15 protein-coding genes are annotated in these 18,765 nt (G+C 30.8%); 3 read left to right on the plus strand and 12 right to left on the minus strand.

Annotated features, from left to right (window positions below):
• Positions 1-117: 117 nt before the first annotated feature.
• Positions 118-969, minus strand: a complete 852-nt coding sequence (ispE, locus tag BR43_RS08510) for a 4-(cytidine 5'-diphospho)-2-C-methyl-D-erythritol kinase (RefSeq protein WP_034561130.1) — start codon at positions 967-969, stop codon at positions 118-120.
• A gap of 740 nt (positions 970-1,709) precedes the next feature.
• Here ispE and BR43_RS08515 point away from each other — a divergent pair.
• Positions 1,710-3,629, plus strand: coding sequence for a beta-glucoside-specific PTS transporter subunit IIABC (locus BR43_RS08515; protein ID WP_034561132.1), 1,920 nt, complete (start codon positions 1,710-1,712; stop codon positions 3,627-3,629).
• 101 nt (positions 3,630-3,730) lie between these two features.
• Positions 3,731-5,158: a glycoside hydrolase family 1 protein gene (locus BR43_RS08520; protein WP_034561134.1), complete on the plus strand. Its 1,428-nt coding sequence runs from the start codon at positions 3,731-3,733 to the stop codon at positions 5,156-5,158.
• 160 nt (positions 5,159-5,318) lie between these two features.
• On the opposite strand, the gene BR43_RS08525 is transcribed toward BR43_RS08520, so the two are convergent.
• On the minus strand, positions 5,319-5,576 hold the full coding sequence (locus BR43_RS08525; RefSeq protein WP_034561136.1) for a Veg family protein: 258 nt from the start codon (positions 5,574-5,576) through the stop codon (positions 5,319-5,321).
• Between the two features lie 1,488 nt (positions 5,577-7,064).
• On the opposite strand from BR43_RS08525, the gene BR43_RS08530 reads away from it, so the two are divergent.
• On the plus strand, positions 7,065-8,450 hold the full coding sequence (locus BR43_RS08530; RefSeq protein ID WP_034558391.1) for an ISNCY family transposase: 1,386 nt from the start codon (positions 7,065-7,067) through the stop codon (positions 8,448-8,450).
• A 708-nt stretch (positions 8,451-9,158) separates the two neighbouring features.
• On the opposite strand, the gene BR43_RS20800 is transcribed toward BR43_RS08530, so the two are convergent.
• The 10 genes from BR43_RS20800 to BR43_RS08575 form a co-directional block, all read right to left on the minus strand.
• A complete protein-coding gene (locus BR43_RS20800; protein ID WP_483772834.1) occupies positions 9,159-9,308 on the minus strand; it encodes a glycine zipper domain-containing protein in 150 nt (49 codons plus the stop codon).
• A gap of 17 nt (positions 9,309-9,325) precedes the next feature.
• Positions 9,326-10,501, minus strand: a complete 1,176-nt coding sequence (locus BR43_RS08535; RefSeq protein WP_034561138.1) for an ABC transporter permease — start codon at positions 10,499-10,501, stop codon at positions 9,326-9,328.
• Positions 10,494-11,393, minus strand: a complete 900-nt coding sequence (locus BR43_RS08540) for an ABC transporter ATP-binding protein (protein ID WP_034561140.1) — start codon at positions 11,391-11,393, stop codon at positions 10,494-10,496. Before BR43_RS08540 ends, BR43_RS08535 begins: the two co-directional genes overlap by 8 nt.
• Before the next feature lie 15 nt (positions 11,394-11,408).
• The gene (locus BR43_RS08545; RefSeq protein ID WP_034561142.1) at positions 11,409-12,131 is read right to left on the minus strand and encodes an SDR family oxidoreductase; all 723 of its coding nucleotides are present in this window, start codon (positions 12,129-12,131) and stop codon (positions 11,409-11,411) included.
• Positions 12,132-12,159: 28 nt separating this feature from the next.
• Complete coding sequence (locus BR43_RS20170) at positions 12,160-12,711, minus strand: hypothetical protein (protein ID WP_169741035.1); 552 nt, start codon at positions 12,709-12,711, stop codon at positions 12,160-12,162.
• Positions 12,712-12,815: 104 nt separating this feature from the next.
• Positions 12,816-13,988, minus strand: coding sequence for an IS256 family transposase (locus BR43_RS08555; protein WP_034558139.1), 1,173 nt, complete (start codon positions 13,986-13,988; stop codon positions 12,816-12,818).
• A gap of 77 nt (positions 13,989-14,065) precedes the next feature.
• Positions 14,066-14,407: a hypothetical protein gene (locus tag BR43_RS08560; protein WP_034561145.1), complete on the minus strand. Its 342-nt coding sequence runs from the start codon at positions 14,405-14,407 to the stop codon at positions 14,066-14,068.
• Positions 14,400-15,629 carry an aminotransferase class III-fold pyridoxal phosphate-dependent enzyme gene (locus tag BR43_RS08565; RefSeq protein WP_034561147.1) on the minus strand — a complete coding sequence of 410 codons (1,230 nt, stop codon included), beginning with the start codon at positions 15,627-15,629 and terminating at the stop codon, positions 14,400-14,402. The genes BR43_RS08560 and BR43_RS08565 overlap by 8 nt, the downstream gene beginning before the upstream one ends.
• The gene (locus BR43_RS08570; RefSeq protein ID WP_034561156.1) at positions 15,622-16,338 is read right to left on the minus strand and encodes a class I SAM-dependent methyltransferase; all 717 of its coding nucleotides are present in this window, start codon (positions 16,336-16,338) and stop codon (positions 15,622-15,624) included. Before BR43_RS08570 ends, BR43_RS08565 begins: the two co-directional genes overlap by 8 nt.
• Positions 16,331-17,476: a hypothetical protein gene (locus BR43_RS08575; protein WP_034561159.1), complete on the minus strand. Its 1,146-nt coding sequence runs from the start codon at positions 17,474-17,476 to the stop codon at positions 16,331-16,333. Before BR43_RS08575 ends, BR43_RS08570 begins: the two co-directional genes overlap by 8 nt.
• Positions 17,477-18,765 lie beyond the last annotated feature (1,289 nt).

Raw genomic sequence — 18,765 nt, forward strand, 5'->3', positions numbered from 1 at the left:
AACATATTTTTTATTATTTTCTCTGTTTAAATTCCTCTTTTAACAAAAAAGTAAAAAACAAAAATTCATTAAAAAAAACTGATTATTCATAGTTTATAAGAATAATCAGCTTTGCTATTATTTTAATGTTCGTACTAGATAAACTTCTTTACAGAAGCCTTTTAAGCCATTATAAACTCGTTGCGCTCGCGAATACTTACTACACAACGCAAAAATCGTTGGACCACTCCCACTCATTAAAGCCGCATCTGCCCCAAATGTAAGCATCTTCGTTTTAATTCGTTCAATATCTGGATGGCGTTCAATCGTCACATGCTCTAGGACATTTCCAACACTTTGAGTCATTTTAACGTAATCTTGCTCTTTGATTGCTTGAACCATACCTGCTGTATCAGGATGTACCAAGTCATCAAAAGACAACACATTAAAAACCGTTCCTGTTGAAACTCCGACTCTCGGCTTAACTAAAACTACCCAACATTGAGGAATCTCGCCTAAAGGTTGAATTTTCTCTCCTCGTCCTGTCACTAAAGCTGTTCGCCCATAAACACAAAATGGCACATCAGAACCAACTTGCTCACCTAAAACCGCCACCTCATCAAGTGACAAATTCAATTTCCATAATTTGTTTAATCCTCTTAGAGTAGCTGCTGCATCACTACTTCCACCAGCCAAACCAGCTGCGATTGGAATATTTTTTTCAATCATAATTTCAACACCTGTATCAATTTCAAAGGTCTTCTTCATCAACCTTGCTGCTTGATACGCATGATTTCGCCGATCTAAAGGTAAAACACCACTATTGGTTCGGATGACAATTTTATTTTCTTCAATTGAACGTACCGTTACACGGTCTGCTAAATCAACAGATGTCATGACCATCTCTAACTCATGATAGCCATCTTCACGTTTATACAAAGCATCTAACGTCAAATTAATTTTCGCTGGAGCTTTTTCCGTAACTTCCATTCTACACCTATCCCTTCTTTCCTTTAAAATAATCATTTATCTACATTTTGCCTACTGTAATGATTGTCTTCAAATATAGTAGCTTAAAATAAACTATTTGAAAAGAGAAAAGTGTTATTTTTTAATAGAATAATCATCTGATTGTCGTTTCTTCATCAAATTTCAAGAAAAAAAACGAGTCTCATCATCGAACTTAGAATCTGGCAATAAAGTCTATTGACGACTTTCTTCACCAAAAAGTCAGTCTTGTCCTCTTATATCTATACCGAAAACAAATGAATACATTTTTCAAAGTCAACATAATCTTGCTATCTACTAGACACTTCTCTCTTTGTGTCAAGATTATTTAATTTCATTTCAAATCATTCTTTTTTGAGTCTATTTTAAGCATTATACAAGCGATTTAATTATTCACTATCTCGTTGACAGCGCTTTCTAGTTGCTATATACTTAATTTGTTGAACGGATAGTTATTATTCAGTTAAGCTAAACCAAAACAACACTTTCTTAGTGTTGTTTTGGTTTTTTCTATACTCTAAAAGGGAATCCGACATTGTTGATAACGCTACCAACGATGCGAATAAAAGAGATGTAGAGAAGGAATTGCTTTTAACAAAAAATAATAAACTATCATTTTTAAGAAAAGGAGGTGAGAATACGAGTCACCTGTGAAAAAAATAGGTTAAAGCTACTTGGACCTATTCATTAGAATACTAATTATCTACATTGGAGGAATGAAAATGGGCAAATATGAAGAACTTGCAAAAAATATTGTAAAAGAAGTTGGCGGTAAAGAAAATGTCAATGACTTAACAAACTGTATTACCCGATTGCGCTTCAAGTTAAAGGACGAAAGTAAAGCTAACACAGATGTCTTAAAAAATATGGACGGTGTAGTAACTGTCATGCAGGCTGGGGGGCAATATCAAGTTGTTATTGGAAATCATGTAAGTGATGTTCGCAAAGACGTAGACACTGTCTTAGGTGTTCTAGAACCAGACACTAACGTAGGACCAAAAGGAAATTTATTTGATCAATTCGTCGATATGATTTCAGGTATTTTCCAACCAATCCTTGCCCCGCTATCTGCAGCAGGTATGTTAAAAGGAGTAAATGCCATTTTAGCATTTGCATTAGGTTCTGGTTTTTCCGCTAGTCCAACATATGCTGTCTTTAATGCCATGGGAGATGGACTTTTCTTATTACTTCCAATTTTTATTGGATACACAGCGATGAAAAAATTTGGCGGATCACCATTTTTAGGTATGATGATTGCATCCAGTTTAGTCTATACAGGTTTTATTGATGGTTCTGCTACTGCACTATTTGCTGAAGGCGGCGGATTAAACTTCTTTGGAATTCCTTTCTCGATACCAGTTGCTGGATATGGCTCAACAGTTATGCCAATCATTGCTGCAACAGCGTTTGGTGCCTTTCTTGAAAAACAATTAAGCAAAATTATACCAGATGTGGTCAAATTATTCTTAGTACCATTTTTTACTGCACTTATTACCGTACCACTAACCTTCTTAGTCATTGGACCCGTTATGAATATTGTCTCTGATGGACTAGGGAGTGCCTTATTAGCTGTTCAAACATTTAATCCAATTCTTTTTGGTGCTATTCTTGGCTTCTCTTGGCAAGTTCTAGTTATGTTTGGGATGCATTGGGCTCTGATTCCATTTGCTATTATTGCTTTATCTCAAGGTCAACCTACTGCACTCTTAACTCCATCAGGTAGTGTTTCATTTGCTCAAACTGGTGCTGTTTTGGCTGTCATGTTAAAAACAAAAAACGCAAAACTAAAAGAATTATCCATTCCAGCCTTTATCTCAGGACTTTTTGGAGTTACTGAGCCGGCGATTTACGGAATTACTTTACCGAGAAAGAAACCTTTCTGGGCTTCATGTATTGTTGGAGCATTTACAGGGGCTATCTCTATGGGTCTAGGGATCAAAGGGTATCAAATGGGCGGATTGGGAATTTTCCGATATACAAGCTCAATTACACCAGAGGGTGATATGAAATACGCTATTTATAGTATGTTATTAGATTTAGCTGCAATTACTGCTGGTTTTGCTCTAGCTTGGATGATTGGATTTAAAGATGATGAACCAACTTTACAACTATCTAAAGAAGAAGCTAAACTAGTAGCCACTGGGAAAGGTCCAAAAACACAACTATCTAAAACACCTAATCATGAAGAAGAAATATTTGCACCAATCGCTGGTAAAGTAACACCTTTAAGCGAAGCTGGAGATGCTGTTTTTGCGGAAGGTTTAATGGGGAAAGGGCTTGTTATCGAGCCTACTGAAGATTTAGTTCTTGCGCCATTTGATGGTACAGTTATGACACTTTTCCCAACAAAACATGCAATCGGCTTAATCTCAGATAACGGAACTGAATTATTGATTCATATCGGAATCGATACTGTTCAATTAGATGGAAAATATTTTGAAGCCTTTGTCGAACAAAATGCAACAGTCAAAAAAGGCGACAAATTAATTGCCTTTGATCAAGCGGAAATCAAAAAAGCTGGCTACAAAACAGAAATTCCAATTATTATCACAAATACGCCAGATTATCACGATATTATTCCGACAACGCAACCATCCGTTAAAGCTGGGGATGACTTGATTACAACAATCGCTCAAGCTTAGGTTTGATAGAATCAATTGAGCAGATTATAAATAGATCTTACTTTTATAATCTGCTACTTTTTAAGTTCGCAAAATTACAATCAAAAAGGAGTAGAAATAAAATGAGTTTTCCTAAAAATTTTTTATGGGGTGGCGCAACAGCTGCCAATCAATGTGAAGGTGCTTGGAATAGTGATGGTAAAGGAGATTCTATTAGCGATCACAATCGTTCAGGTAGTCGAACATCAAACACACATCGTTCCTTCGACTTTGTGATTGATACAGATAAGTATTACTATCCTAGTCATACTGGAATTGATTCTTATCATCGTTATAAAGAAGATATTGCCTTATTTGCAGAAATGGGCTACAAGGTTTATCGAATGTCGATTGCTTGGACACGGATTTTCCCTAAAGGTGACGAAGATCAGCCCAATGAAGCTGGTTTGCAATACTACGATGACGTTTTTGATGAGCTAGCTAAATATGGCATTGAACCACTTGTTACTATCTCTCACTTTGAATTGCCTTTTCATTTAGGTGAAGCCTATGATGGCTTTTTAGATAAACGTACAATTGGCTTTTATGAGAACTATGCCACGACTCTGTTTAAACGCTATAAAAATAAAGTGAAATATTGGCTAACCTTCAATGAAATTAACTTTGGGACAATGGAACATGGCAAGCGCATCAACGGATTATTTAACCGTGAGTATACAGAAACGGAACAGTATCAAGCTCTCCATAACGTTTTCTTAGCTTCTGCTAAAGCTGTAATCGCTGGACATGCAATCAACCCAGACTTTCAGATTGGCTGTATGTTAGCTTATATTACTATGTATCCGAAAACATGTAAGCCTGAGGATGTCTTAAAAACTCAGCAAACTAACGAAAAATTCAATTACTTCTGTGGGGACGTGCAAGTAAAAGGGCATTATCCTTACTTTATGAAACGTTATTTTGAAAAGAATCAGATTCAAGTTGAGATTACAGACGCCGATAAAAAGCTATTGCAAGAAGGAACAGTTGATTATTACACCTTTAGTTACTATATGACAACTTGTATTGCAGATGATTTAGACAAGCGCAGTGATAAGTCTGGTGGTAATCTATTTGGTGGTGTCTCAAATGAATACCTAGAAACCAGTGATTGGGGCTGGCAAATTGATCCGATTGGATTGCGTTATACGTTAAATCAAATCTATTCTCGTTATGAAATTCCTTTAATGGTAGTTGAAAATGGACTCGGTGCTTTTGATCAGGTAGAAGCTGATGGAACAATTAATGATGACTATCGAATTGATTATTTTAAACGCCACATTATCGAAATGGGCAATGCGATTGAGGATGGCGTTGACTTAATCGGCTACACACCTTGGGGCTGTATTGATTTAATCAGTGCCGGTACTGGTGAAATGAGTAAACGCTATGGTTTTATTTATGTAGACCGCGATGATGAAGGCAACGGTTCACTAGATCGCTCACCAAAGAAATCTTTCTATTGGTATAAACAAGTGATTGAATCAAACGGAGAAAATCTTTCTAATTAACACTCTAAGAACGTAGGACAAAGTACTTTTGTCCTACGTTCTTATTTTTTATCTTCTTACATTCATTTCGTAACGTAAACAACGTTTTCCCTCTATAGACTAAGTTGAGTATCGAATTTTGGATAAAAAAAACGAGCTTCATCAGCTCGTGGTCTTACTATTAAGCATATTGGCGACTTTCTTCGTCAAAAAATTGAATTTCAACGGATTGAGTCAAAACATCTGTATAACTATAAGAAACACGTTCAAATGCATTTTCATCTTGATCTAAATCTACAACGAAAACAGATGGGTAAGTTTCTCGCAAAACTCCCTTTCGTTCGGTCTTTCTTTTGCGACCCGTTTGCGCGGTCAACATAATCTTTCTACCTAACTGACAATCCAAGTTCTTTTTGATACTTGCTAATGTATTTGGCATTAGATTCACCTCACTGAGATTTAGTATAACACACTATAATAAATTTTACAAGTATACCATATGAAATAGTCAGATGCAACTAAAAAAATTCTAATTTAAAAAAACTTATTTTTTCACTTAAAAGTGTGGTAAATCAAGGTTACTTTTACTTAAAAAAACATAAATTCATTGTGAATTTTTATTCAAACAAAAGGAAAAAATGAAAATACATTAAAACAATCATCTATAAAAATACTCACTATACCTAGAATAAATTTTTTTGCCAATTTCTCATCTTCTATCCCCAAATATAGGTATTCACTTTCTTTCTGTAAAAATTATATCATACTTCCCTATAGTTATTCGATACATAATGACTAGCATTTCCATGGGTTTTTGTAGCCTAATTGATAAAATAAAAAACAGAACAACCGAAGCTACTCTGCTTTAATTTAAGAAATTCAGCACTAATTGAGTAGTTGCCATAAACGATCCTTTTTGAAAATAACGATGTCATAAGATAATATCAAATTCGTTGATAACAGCAAGTATAATAGGATTAGCACCCTCACTTTCGAGGGTGCTAATCCTATTATATTACTATAAAAAGGGTGAAAAATCCCGCTGTGTCCATTCAGTATGATTACCCCTAATTTAAGAGGTTCTATAATATATCATGTTGGTGAGTGAAACACTCGTCAACACTTCTTTACGTTTCACTACAAAAAAAGACAGCCAATTGATAAAATAAAGTCTACCAAAACCAAATCACCAGGAGGATGTCCTTATAAATCATGATATGCGAAAATTACTTGGATTAACAGATAAAATCTTCATTTTGAAAAAAACTTTTTAGAAAAACGAGCGGCGAATGGACAAACTCTTTTTATTATTCATGGAAAACTGGACTACCGTCCTTCTCACTGTGACCATTGTGGAAATCAAAACCAAGAAAATCTTATTCGATATGGATTTTATCGAACCGAAACTCAACTTCCACGAATGAACCATTATACAATAAAATTAGTGTTGAAACGAACGCGTTTTTTTCTGTCATCCTTGTGGCCCAACTCCATGATTTTAGTCAATTGATTCTTCACCAACACGATTTGACAAAAAGTCGCAAAAAGCAGTTTGAGAATTCCCTCTCAAACTGCCTAAACCAAACTGATTTTATTCTCTTGAAAAAAAAACATCAATACCCTTTAATGTAGAGCCAAGAACATACTAGTCAATCATATTTAAAATTATTCTCTATATTTCAAAATGAAGTATTGGACCTCTCAAGATACTATTAAAATCAACAGCATTATGGATAGTCCATAAAGTCACGTAAATCAGTTAAACAAAATATACAAGTAGATTATACTTTAATACTTTTTATTTAGCAAATTACAGAATAATCATGTCTACTTTTATATCGTTCGAACATGATAATGTCTTAATGTAATCGAAGCACAAAATGTCCCTTCGTGATAAAATCAAACCATGAAAAGGATAATACTAACAATGAATGAAGATAAGAAATATAACGTAATAAAAGCTGTCACAGAAAAAAGAAAAGATAAGAAGAGAGCTTGTGTTGAACTAGATCTCTCGATCAGACAAGTCAATCGATTAATCCAAAAATATCAAGAAGGAGGAAAGGCTGTTTTTTCACACGGCAATAGAGGAAAAAAACAGATGCATGCCGTACCGGAGGATGTAAAAAAACAAATCATTGGGCTTTATCAACAGTTTAATATAAAACCGAATGTGAAGCACTTTACTGAAATATTAAAGGAGGATTATGCGATCTGTTACACCGATACAACGATTCGAAATATTTTATACCTAGCGAATATTATCTCACCTAAAACACAAAGAAAGACACGAAAAAAAATAAAAGCTCGAATCAAAGCACAATCAATGAAAGCAAAGACAAAGCTTGATAATCCACTGCTTCCAAGAGCCGAAGATCAACTGGCTTCACCCGAAAAAATCCATCCTAGCCGCTCTAGGAAAAAATACCAAGGAGAGCTGATTCAAATGGATGCCAGTTCATACAATTGGTTCGGGAACGACGTCACCCATCTTCACTTAGCGATTGATGACGCTTCTGGGGATATCGTTGGTGGGTATTTCGACACGCAAGAAACGCTCAATGGCTATTATCATGTGCTCCATCAGATCCTCCGTAACCGAGGGATTCCTTTAGCTTTTTTAACCGATAAACGAACCGTTTTTGACTATCAATCCAAAACCAAGAAAGTCGTTGAGGAAGATACCTTCACGCAATTTGGTTTTGCCTGCCATCAACTCGGTATTGACATTCGTACCTCCTCTATTCCACAAGCGAAAGGCCGTGTAGAACGATTAAACGGCACGGTTCAATCACGACTTCCTGTAGATTTAGAATTAGCAGGGATCCAATCTATTGTGGAAGCCAATCATTTTTTAACAAAATGGATTCAATCATTTAACAGGAAGTTTGGTAATAAGACGAAGGAATCAATCTATGAGAAGGCACCTACGAAATCAGAGATGAATTTATTATTAGCACGAGTCGCAAATAGAAAAATCGATAGTGGGCATCACATTCGGTATCAAAATAACTACTATTTACCGACGGAGGGTAGCGAAGATCAGTACTTTACACGCGGATCAAAAGCCCTCGTTATCGAATCCTTTAACGGCGAAATCTATGTAAATATCGCTGAAAAAATATACACAACAAGGAGACTGAAAGAACATGACGACTATTCAACAGAGTTTGACCCGATTCCAGAGCAAAAAAAAGAAAGACGCCAGTATATTCCCCCACAATCTCACCCGTGGAAACTAGAGTCTTTCAAAAGATATCTTCGCAGCATCGGAAAAACACTCGAAGAATACGAAGCTGAACGAGCAGCTTAACACTCATTTTACCAAATACGGTCACATTAATGCAAGTTTTTACGAAGGAAAAGCTTGCATTAATGTGAGCTTAAGGTTTAGGACATTTTACCTTTCGCTTGACAATTACAGAATAATCATGTCTACTTTTAATAATATTATAATTCCCATCTGATTCATACAGTATGTGGATATTATCAAAATATTAAAACAACGGGTATCCTATGGATTCAAATTATTTAAAAATATAAAACTAAGTCGTTTCGTTTATAGTCCTCTTCAATTTAATCCATCATTCTTTATTGACAACGAGTCTAAATTTTAAAAAGCACCTCCACCACTATTACCTCCGGATCCTCCCGAGGTTGAACCTTTGCCAGTTAACCAATTCCAAATTGAATTCATTATTCTCACCTCCTTTCAATTTTAATAGGACTTTTCTCATTAACGGTAATTTGAGGAAATACCTAAAAACCATGAAAAACAAACTAATTGAGTTCTATATTTGCTCCCAAAACTTATACCTTAATGAACGCCCCTTTAGAAATTTATTATTTTAAGTTTAGGAAAATTATGTGTATTATTTATAATTGAGGGACTAGACTGCTAATGTTAAAAAAAGACTGATATAGTAGCATTTCCCCATCTACCATACAAAAAATGTCGAATTTCGGATGAAACCTAAAAATACGAATAATACTGTATTTCTATTATACGAGGATTGAAAATTCACTTTTTACCTAGGTACAGATTATTAAAAACAACTCCTAAACAAATTGCCATAGAGAACCCTATCAAAAAATTTTTGAACGCTATTCCTATTGCTATTCCTACACATACTCCTATCGATATTCCCAAAAATGAAACTTGCCCTTTCATAAAAACACCTCCATTGATTATTTTTCACTTTTAAACACTTTTTTTGTATATATTAATGCGGATATATGAAATAACACAACAATTGCAAATACTAATATAATTATTGAAATAACTATTTCTAAATTACTCACATTGTTGTTTATCATTCTAATCGGCATTGAAAAAGATGATATAAAAGGAACAAAAGATATCACCTTTAAAATACCACTATTTGGATTGTACAAGCCAATCATATAACTAAAAATGAATGATACCATGGTTACTAATGCTATAGGTAGTGTTACCTTTGAAGCATCTTCTATTCTATTAGAAAAAACACCACATAATCCTGAGAAAATAGTATATAAAATCACGCCTAACAATAAAAACAAAAATTGATATATCAAATCTTTGTAGGATAAATTACTAAAAAAATCTGATGAATTAATTAGGAAATTAAACTTGTCGTTTCCACGCACAAACAATATTAGAGGTATAGAAAATAAAGCGTATATACTTATTTGTGTTAATATGGTTAAAAATACTCCTATTAATTTTCCTAAAAAGTAGTTTTTAGCGGTCATACTCGACAAGATTACTTCTATTATCTTTGAAGATTTTTCAGTTGCAATTTCTTGACTCATAGTGGATGAATACATAATTATTATTAAAAACAATACTAATGAAACGATAACGGTTAATATCGATCGATAAATGTGGTCGTGATCATGTTTTTTATGATCAATATTCAATATTGGCTCTATTGATAATGCAACCGCTTGGTTCTCATCGATATTAGCTGTAATTTTATTTAATGATGATTGCATATAGCTTAAATTTTGAAGAATATCGTAATTAACAGAATTTACTACTTCATCATTATTTGAATAAAAATCACCAATAATTCTATCAGAGGTATTACTTACTTTTAAAAAACCATCAATCTCACTTTTTTTTAATTTATTCAGTATAATATTTTCAGTCTCTCCTGAAAATTTAAATTGAGTTGTAGAATTACTTTCAAATAAAACTTCTTGTTGTGCTTCATTTAGTCCACTTACAATTACAGTATTTTTTTCAATGTTTTTTATCTCAGGAATAAAAAATATAGCGCTTATAACTGCTATTATTGGGAGAATTATCATTAAGCGAAATGGTATTGATTTAATTTGCTTTAGCCATGTTTTTTTTATCACTATAAAAGTTTTATTCATTTTGAGACTCCATTTCCATATTAAATATCTCGTATAACGTTGGTGGTTGATGACTAAACAAACTAACATAACCTTCATTATCTGCTATTTCTTTAAAAATCACTTTGCCTATCGAGCTATCAGAAATAGAAATCAACCATTTATCATTTTCTAAGTTCTTTATATTTTGAACTCCTTTAATGTTTTTTAAATAGGTTGCATCTGAAGTTTCTACTAAAACATTCAATTTTTCATAATTCCCTTTTATATTATTAACTGAGTTATTTAGTATCATTTCCCCTTTTTTTAACATTAATATTTTATTACATAACCCTTCCACACTATCCATGTTGTGACTGGAAAAGATAATTCCTACGCCTTGAGTTTTTAGTCTTTTGATAATAGAAATCAATATTTTTATATTAGAGGGATCTAAACCACTAAAAGGCTCGTCTAAAATAATAAATTTAGGATTATGGATAAATGTACATATTAACTGTATTTTTTGTTGATTCCCTTTGGATAATTTTTTTATTATATCTTTTCTATCACCCTTCACATCCAGTTCTTTTAACCAATAATCTATTTTAGGTATTATATCTTTTTTTTTACATCCTTTTAACTCTGCAAAATAAATAATTTGATCTTGAACTGTAGATTTTAAATCTAATCCCCTTTCTTCAGGTAAATAACCTACATAATTATACTTATTCGTAGAAAATATATCTGAAGTAAAAACTATTTCACCTTCGCATACAGGGATAAAACTTAAAATAGCTTTTAATAAGGTACTTTTTCCTGCGCCGTTAGGTCCTATTAGACCTATAACATCACTTTCGTTTATAGAAAAATTAATATTTGACAAGATTTTTTTATTTGTATATTTCACACTTATATTATTTACATCCAACAAAATAACACTTCCTTTTTATACAATAGTATATCCGTAATCAACAATTATATTTTGTCCTCTGATCGCTTTACTTTTTTTATCAAAAAGAAATTCTATAGCATATATGATATCTTCCAACGTAACAAATCTTTTATAAGGAATTTTCCTACGCAATTTTTCTCCTTCTAAAGTGTTATTAAGAAATATTTGATTATTAGCTGTTATTATATATGACGGTGAAATAGCATTTATTTGAACATCTTTCTCTGTATTTTGTAATAAATCTATCGATATATTTTTAATAATTTGTATCAAAGCTGCTTTAGAAGCACCATATTCTATTCTTTTATCATGACCTACAACTCCATTTTGAGAAGCAATTACTACGATACTTGTATACTCTCCTAATAAATCATAAATACTTTTTAATAGAAAGACAAATCCTCTAACATTAACATTCATTGTGTAATCAAACATTTCTTCATTAGTAGAAAAAAAATCATTCATATAATTAATACCAGCAGAATATAGTATCTTATTAATAGGATACAACTCTTCACATGCTATATATTCTTTCAATTTTTTTAATTGTGATGAGTCTGTCACATCTATCTTTATTTGATAAACATTATCTGAAATTTCCATATTTTTTTGATATGAATGGTCAACTGAAATTATTTTATTATATTTACTTCTATTTTCTAAAATAAATTTCTTTCCAATAGATCCATTTCCACCTACGACTAGTATATTATCCATGTATATCCTTCTTTCTTCTAATTGTCTTCTAAATTAAATATCTAACTAATAAAATTAGATTATAAGATACTGTCAATATGATAAGAACGAGATTAATAGTACCAATAATTAAAATTTTGTTAGATACTTTTTTTTTATTTTTAAAAAAAGAAAAATATTCTTTCATGTAATCATCTGTTGATAGAATTGTAGAAATCATCCAATAACCATCCATCTTCAAAAAAGGAATACTATTAACTATTAATAAATTAATGTTAACTAGGTTAAATACATATAGATAGACATTATTATTTAAAATTGATAAAAAACAACCTATCCCTAATAGAACAATTTGACTTTTTATACCAGCACTCATTAAATAAAGTTTTTTGTTTTTATTAAAAAAATTCATAAACGGAACTGTTATAAAAAAAAGAGGTATAAAAAGATATCTTAATGAGAAACCTATATTAACTGTCTTCATATTTATTTCACTTTGGTAAACATATAGGTGTGAAATTTCATGTATCATACTTATAAATAGCTGACTAAATAAAGAAAAAAATATTATATTAAAATCCGCAATATTGATCATTTCCATATTTGTTATTGAAAAAAAATGATTGTAGATAATTGATACTACAACCAATAAAAAGTCAAGTCCATAATCCTGTGTAAAATACTATACAACGTTTCTATTGTTTCTTACTTGCTAAAATTTATATACTTTCTTGTAGAACTAATCCATTCTTCATGCAGGTCCATAAGAACTGCCCCAATCAATCGATTGGCTGAAGCATGATTTGGAAAGATTCGAATGATCTTTTCTCTTCTGCGAACCTCTTGGTTTAATCGTTCAAGAAGATTGGTACTTTTTAGTCGATTGTGGGAGTTACCTAGGACAGTATATTGAAAGGCATCTTCGAAGCCATTATCTAAGGTCTCGTAAGCTTTTGTGTATTTCTTTTGGTCGTAGTATTCTTCAACCAGACGATTTTTAGCTTCTCGTGCTAAATTAATATCCGTAAACTTGAAGATAGCTTTTACAGCTTCTCTAAAAGGTTTAGAATTCTTCTTAGGAATTGTTGTAAAGATATTTCTTAAGAAGTGAACTTGGCATCTCTGCCAACTTGCGTTGGTAAAGGATTTACGAATCGCAGATACTAAGCCTTTATGAGCGTCAGAAATAACGAGTTCTACACCTTGTAATCCTCTTTCTTTTAAGTATTCAAAGAAGTTAGACCATGTGTTATCACTCTCTTCATTTTGAATCATGAAGCCAATAATTTCACGATCGCCATCTTTGGTTATTCCAATCGCAATGTGACAACTCTTAGAAAGTACTCGATTATCTTCTCTAATCTTTATGTACAGGACATCAGTCATCAAGTAAGGATAGTTTATATCTGAAAGCGATCGATTTTGCCATTCATTGACCAGAGGGTCTAACTGTTCAGTCAGACTAGAAACAAAGGACTTAGAAACTGATTTACCACATAACTCCTCAACAATCTTAGAGACTTTACGTGTTGAAACGCCTGAAACATACATCTCAAGCATTGAAGCAAGCAGCGCCTTTTCATTTCGCTGATACCGCTCAAACACCGTCGGTGAAAACTCACCATCACGTGTTCTAGGTACTCTTAATTCAAGTGTACCAACGCGAGTCGTAAAGTCACGCTCGTAGTAGCCATTTCGTTGACTCTGACGACTTTCAGATCGTTCATAGTCATCAGCTTTAATGTATTCTGTTCGTTGGTTTTCCATCAACTGATTGAAAACTGTCGTTAAAATATTTTTAGACACATCATCTTTAACGGAATGTTCAATAATACTTTGAACCTCTTCGTTGTTCAGTGTAAAATGTACTTGGGTCATGTAAAGTCCTCCTGGGTATGTTTTTAATGGTTAAAAACATTGTACCGTAAAAGGGCTGTTACATGGCCTTTTAACTTTTACACAATTATATGGACTTTATCCAATAAAACAGCTAATATTACTGATTTATTTGAAGTTAGATATCGAAAAATAGGAAAAAATTTATTCAGATTTTTTATTTCTATTTTAAATTTAAATAAAGAAAAATCCGTCATACTTTTTGAGCTATTTTCATGTAAAAATGATTTTAAGGGATTATTTTTTTTCTTAACTTCTTCTTCTTTTAAATATTCGAATACTTCACCATCAGTTATAATCATTTTATTATTAAATTCATTATAAACAGCTAATTTATCATCATCGATAAATAATAAGTTTAGAATTATATTTTTTAGTTTTATACGTTTTACTTTAAGCATAATGTAATCCTTTTTTGAAGATAATATTTACACACGAAGCATATTTTTCCGCTGTCATAGTTAAAATTGGAAATAATGTTATACCATTATTTCTACCATCTGAGTAGATGTACACTAAGACCCCAATATTTTTAAGCTCTTCTATCAAGTTTAATAAATGTGGAGAATTTATTTCGATTGAAGCCATTGCACCTTTGCTTTTATATTTAAGATTATATTGTACAGCTATTTTATTAAAAGACTTCTCTAATAAATTCACATTATAAAATATTTCTTTTTCATATTTTATAAAGTAATCAATTGTTATTTTAGCAGACACCATTCCTAATAAATTTCCATTTTGAGTGGAAAAATGTTCGATATCTTTTCTAATAAGCTTACGTTCAATTTCCTTAGAAAATAAGACTGCTCCAAGAGGTGTAATTCCATTGTTTATAGATTTACTTAAACACAATATATCTGGTTTCTCTTCTAAATTAGTCAGATAAAAACGATTACCAGTTCTGTAAAAGCCTGTTGCTACCTCGTCAAAAATAGATATTATATTTCTTTCTTTTAATATTTTTAACAACTTATTAAAAAAATTACTATTTGAAAAATTTAGTCCTCCTGACGCAATTATAGGTTCCATAACAAAAAACATTATATCTTGATAGTTTTCCTCTATATAATCAATGATATATTGACATTTTTCTACGTTGTCTGGAAATGGTAGGTAAATAATATTATTTTTTAATAAACTATAATCATTATTTATAAGCGCATCTAATCCACTAACAGCCATTCCACCAAAAAAATTACCATGATATGAGTCGTTAAAAGTAACTATTTTCCCATTTTTCCCACAACTTTTTTGTGCTATTTTAATGGCTAATTCCATGGATTCAGAACCACTATTAGTAAAAAAAACTTTTTTAAAATCTTCAATTCCAACAAAATCAAGTAATTTTTTGGAAACTTCTTCATACAACGGGTTCTTATATGATTGAATATCTAGATATGGTATTCCTCTACCTAATAAATCAGAAAAACATCTAATTACGTCACTGTATAAATTTTCATCATACCCTAAAGATACGTTCCAAAGTCCACTTCTCAAGTCATAATATCTTTTTTTATTAATATCAATAAGTTCAAAGTTTATTGCAGATTCTACTATTAGATCACTATACAAAGTTGAACTATTTACACTACCGGATAATAGTGTATATCCACTATTCATCTCCCAGCCTCCAATGCATCATTTTGTAGCTATTGTTACTTTCTACAAAAACTTTCTTAAAATTAAAATTAGTAAATAAAGAATTTATATCTTGGTCGGTATGCATATACTTTACACTGTATCCTAAATGATTTTTTGCATATATATTATATACGATCTTATTTCCATTTATAAAATTAGTGAAATAGTATGTTGTGTTTTCAAAGCTTTCTTTTTGCAATTGATTAGATGTTTCTAAAAAAAAATTTGAATCTATAATGTCAAAAAAAATATTTCCATTCTTTTTAAGAATTTTTCTTAATAGTGTAAGAATTTTTTCAATCTCAGCGAAAGAGAATAACGAGATAGTAGTTGCTGGAATTATAACAGCATCATACTCCTTTTTTTCATTCCCTAGTTCAAATATTGACATATTTTTTACAAATTGTCTAAACTTTGAAGGAATACAACTCATCATTTCTTTTGATAATTCAATTCCAGTTATATTGTATCCACTCTTTCTAAGTGGAGTAAATATCCTTCCAGTACCTGTTCCTATTTCTAAGATTTTTTCATTTTTTCCTAATACTTTTTTATAAAATGATAAATCATTAAGTTCTGTTGCATAATTATAATATTCAATAAATGTTGGAGATTTGTATATATCATTCGTTATTTCAGAGCTTTTAATTTTATGATAAAAGTGTTTTGAAATATAATCTTCATGCATTTAAAAGTATCTCCCTTCCGTTATTGATCAAGTTAATATCAATTTCATTTTCTTCTTCTGAAATATTTTTTAATAAAATTTCAAAAATTTCAAAAAAAGTAGCATCAACATCAAATAATCTTTTTTCCAACATGTTATATAAAAAGTATTTATCTTTATTCTCACAAAATCCAATCCATTTTGAAAACTCATTGTCTGTATCAGTAGGAAGGTATTTGTATGAATTATATGCTGTTACAAAAACATATTCCTTTTTATAAAGGTTATTGATTTCAATAGATAGAAAAAATATATCTATTAATCTGTTAGAATACTCCTTTTTCAATGGTTTAGAATGTATTGAATAGTTGTTTTTAATGTCTGTAATTCTGCTATCTATATTTCCTAATTTTGTAGTTCTCCTAATATCTAAAAATATTTGATTATTCTCAATAATAAGTCTATTTAATTTAAATTTGTTTAATAGTGGATATATATCTAAAATATTACTTGATTTTAAGTCACTTTTTCCTGTATTAATGAAGAAATATAAATATTTTTCTATTTCTTCTACTTCTAATTCATAAATATCATCGATGTTTGTATTTTTATATTTTTCATATATTTCATATATTAAAGGCAAGTTTTTTTCTTTTTCAACTAGATTAGTGTTAAAAATTAGTACAGAATTTAAAAAACATGAATCAACAACCGTGCTGTTCAATAAATTTATATCGTTTTGACCAAATACATAAATGTGTTTAATATTTCCTGATTTCATTTTTTCAGGATATGCCCCTGTAATTAATGATTTAAAACTAAATTCATACATTTTTAAAAAATCGGATTCTAACCTATCTACATATTTAATTTCAGGGAAATATACCACATTATATTTTACAGTACCTTCTAAGTAATTTTTTATTCTTTTTAATCTTGAACTCTCTACATTTGAAATAAAATAAACTTCCTCATATTCTTTGAATTCTATATAATCTTTAAAACTCTCAAATGTTTCATTATTAAAATCTAATCGTTCAAAATCAATATCATTACCATATGCATTTCTTACTAATTTCTGCTCTTCTAGTGAAAATTCTTCGTCAAATAAAATCTCTTCATAATCCTGAACCTTAAAAAAAACTTTTTTATTAAACATTATTAAAATAACCCCTTTCATTTTCTATTGTACTACTTTATATAGTATATAGAAAGTTGTTTTTTATTAAATAATAAAACAGTTATATTTGAAAGATTATATATTTAAAAAATATTGGTATTTTTATTTTAATGTTGTATAATAGAAAATATTGGAGGTGTTATAAATGCTTAAGTTTGAAGAAGTAGATAGTGAGAAACTTAATTGTGGTTGGTGTATGGGTGGTGGTGTCGTTGGCGGTATCGCTTTTGTCGGGTGTGTATTATGGATCTTAACTTAAATTAAAGGGGGGAATAACATGTTGAAATTTGAAGAAGTATCAGTTGAAAAATTAAACAGCCATGGAACAGACTTTTGGACCGGATTTATTGGTGGAGCTGGCATTGCTATTGGTATAGGTGGAATCATATTAACATAAAAATTAAGCTTTATTTTTCAAATTGAGTAATAAAACCTATCTGTTTGTATATAATAAAAAATATTTTAAATAGAAATCTTATAGTTTATATGACCTAAAAAGTAGCCCATGTATCAAGATATACATGGGTTACTTTTTCTTAAAATAGTATTCTATTTTGAGAACCATACACTTAAAGGATTTTATTATTCTTAAACATTTTGTATTAGAACGAATAGAATAGTTCATTGTAGTCACTAACAGAAATTACTAAAAATTAATTTATATATATAACAAATTTACTAGTTTTTCATAAAAATACTACCTTTATTCCAAAAAAATAACGGTTAAAAATTACACAGGTAAATTTCTTATAAAAGGTTTTTTACATTAAATATCAATAAACACAATGTACAAAATACAATTCCTAGCATCATACAACCAATCTCTGTTTGTTGTTTTTTTAATAAAAAAAATGGTCTACTTAACGAAATCAATTCTTTGATTTATTGTTGATATAAGAAAATCGTAACTTCTTGTGTCTTTCTTTAAAAAAAAAATAGGTTCTATAATATATCATGTTGGTGAGTGAAACACTCGTCAACACTTCTTTACGTTTCGCTACAAAAAAAGACAGCCAATTGATAAAATAAAGTCTACCAAAACCAAATCACCAGGAGGATGTCCTTATAAATCATGATATGCGAAAATTACTTGGATTAACAGATAAAATCTTCATTTTGAAAAAAACTTTTTAGAAAAACGAGCGGCGAATGGACAAACTCTTTTTATTATTCATGGAAAACTGGACTACCGTCCTTCTCACTGTGACCATTGTGGAAATCAAAACCAAGAAAATCTTATTCGATATGGATTTTATCGAACCGAAACT

The sequence above is a fragment of the Carnobacterium gallinarum DSM 4847 genome (genome assembly GCF_000744375.1).
Lineage (GTDB): Bacteria > Bacillota > Bacilli > Lactobacillales > Carnobacteriaceae > Carnobacterium > Carnobacterium gallinarum.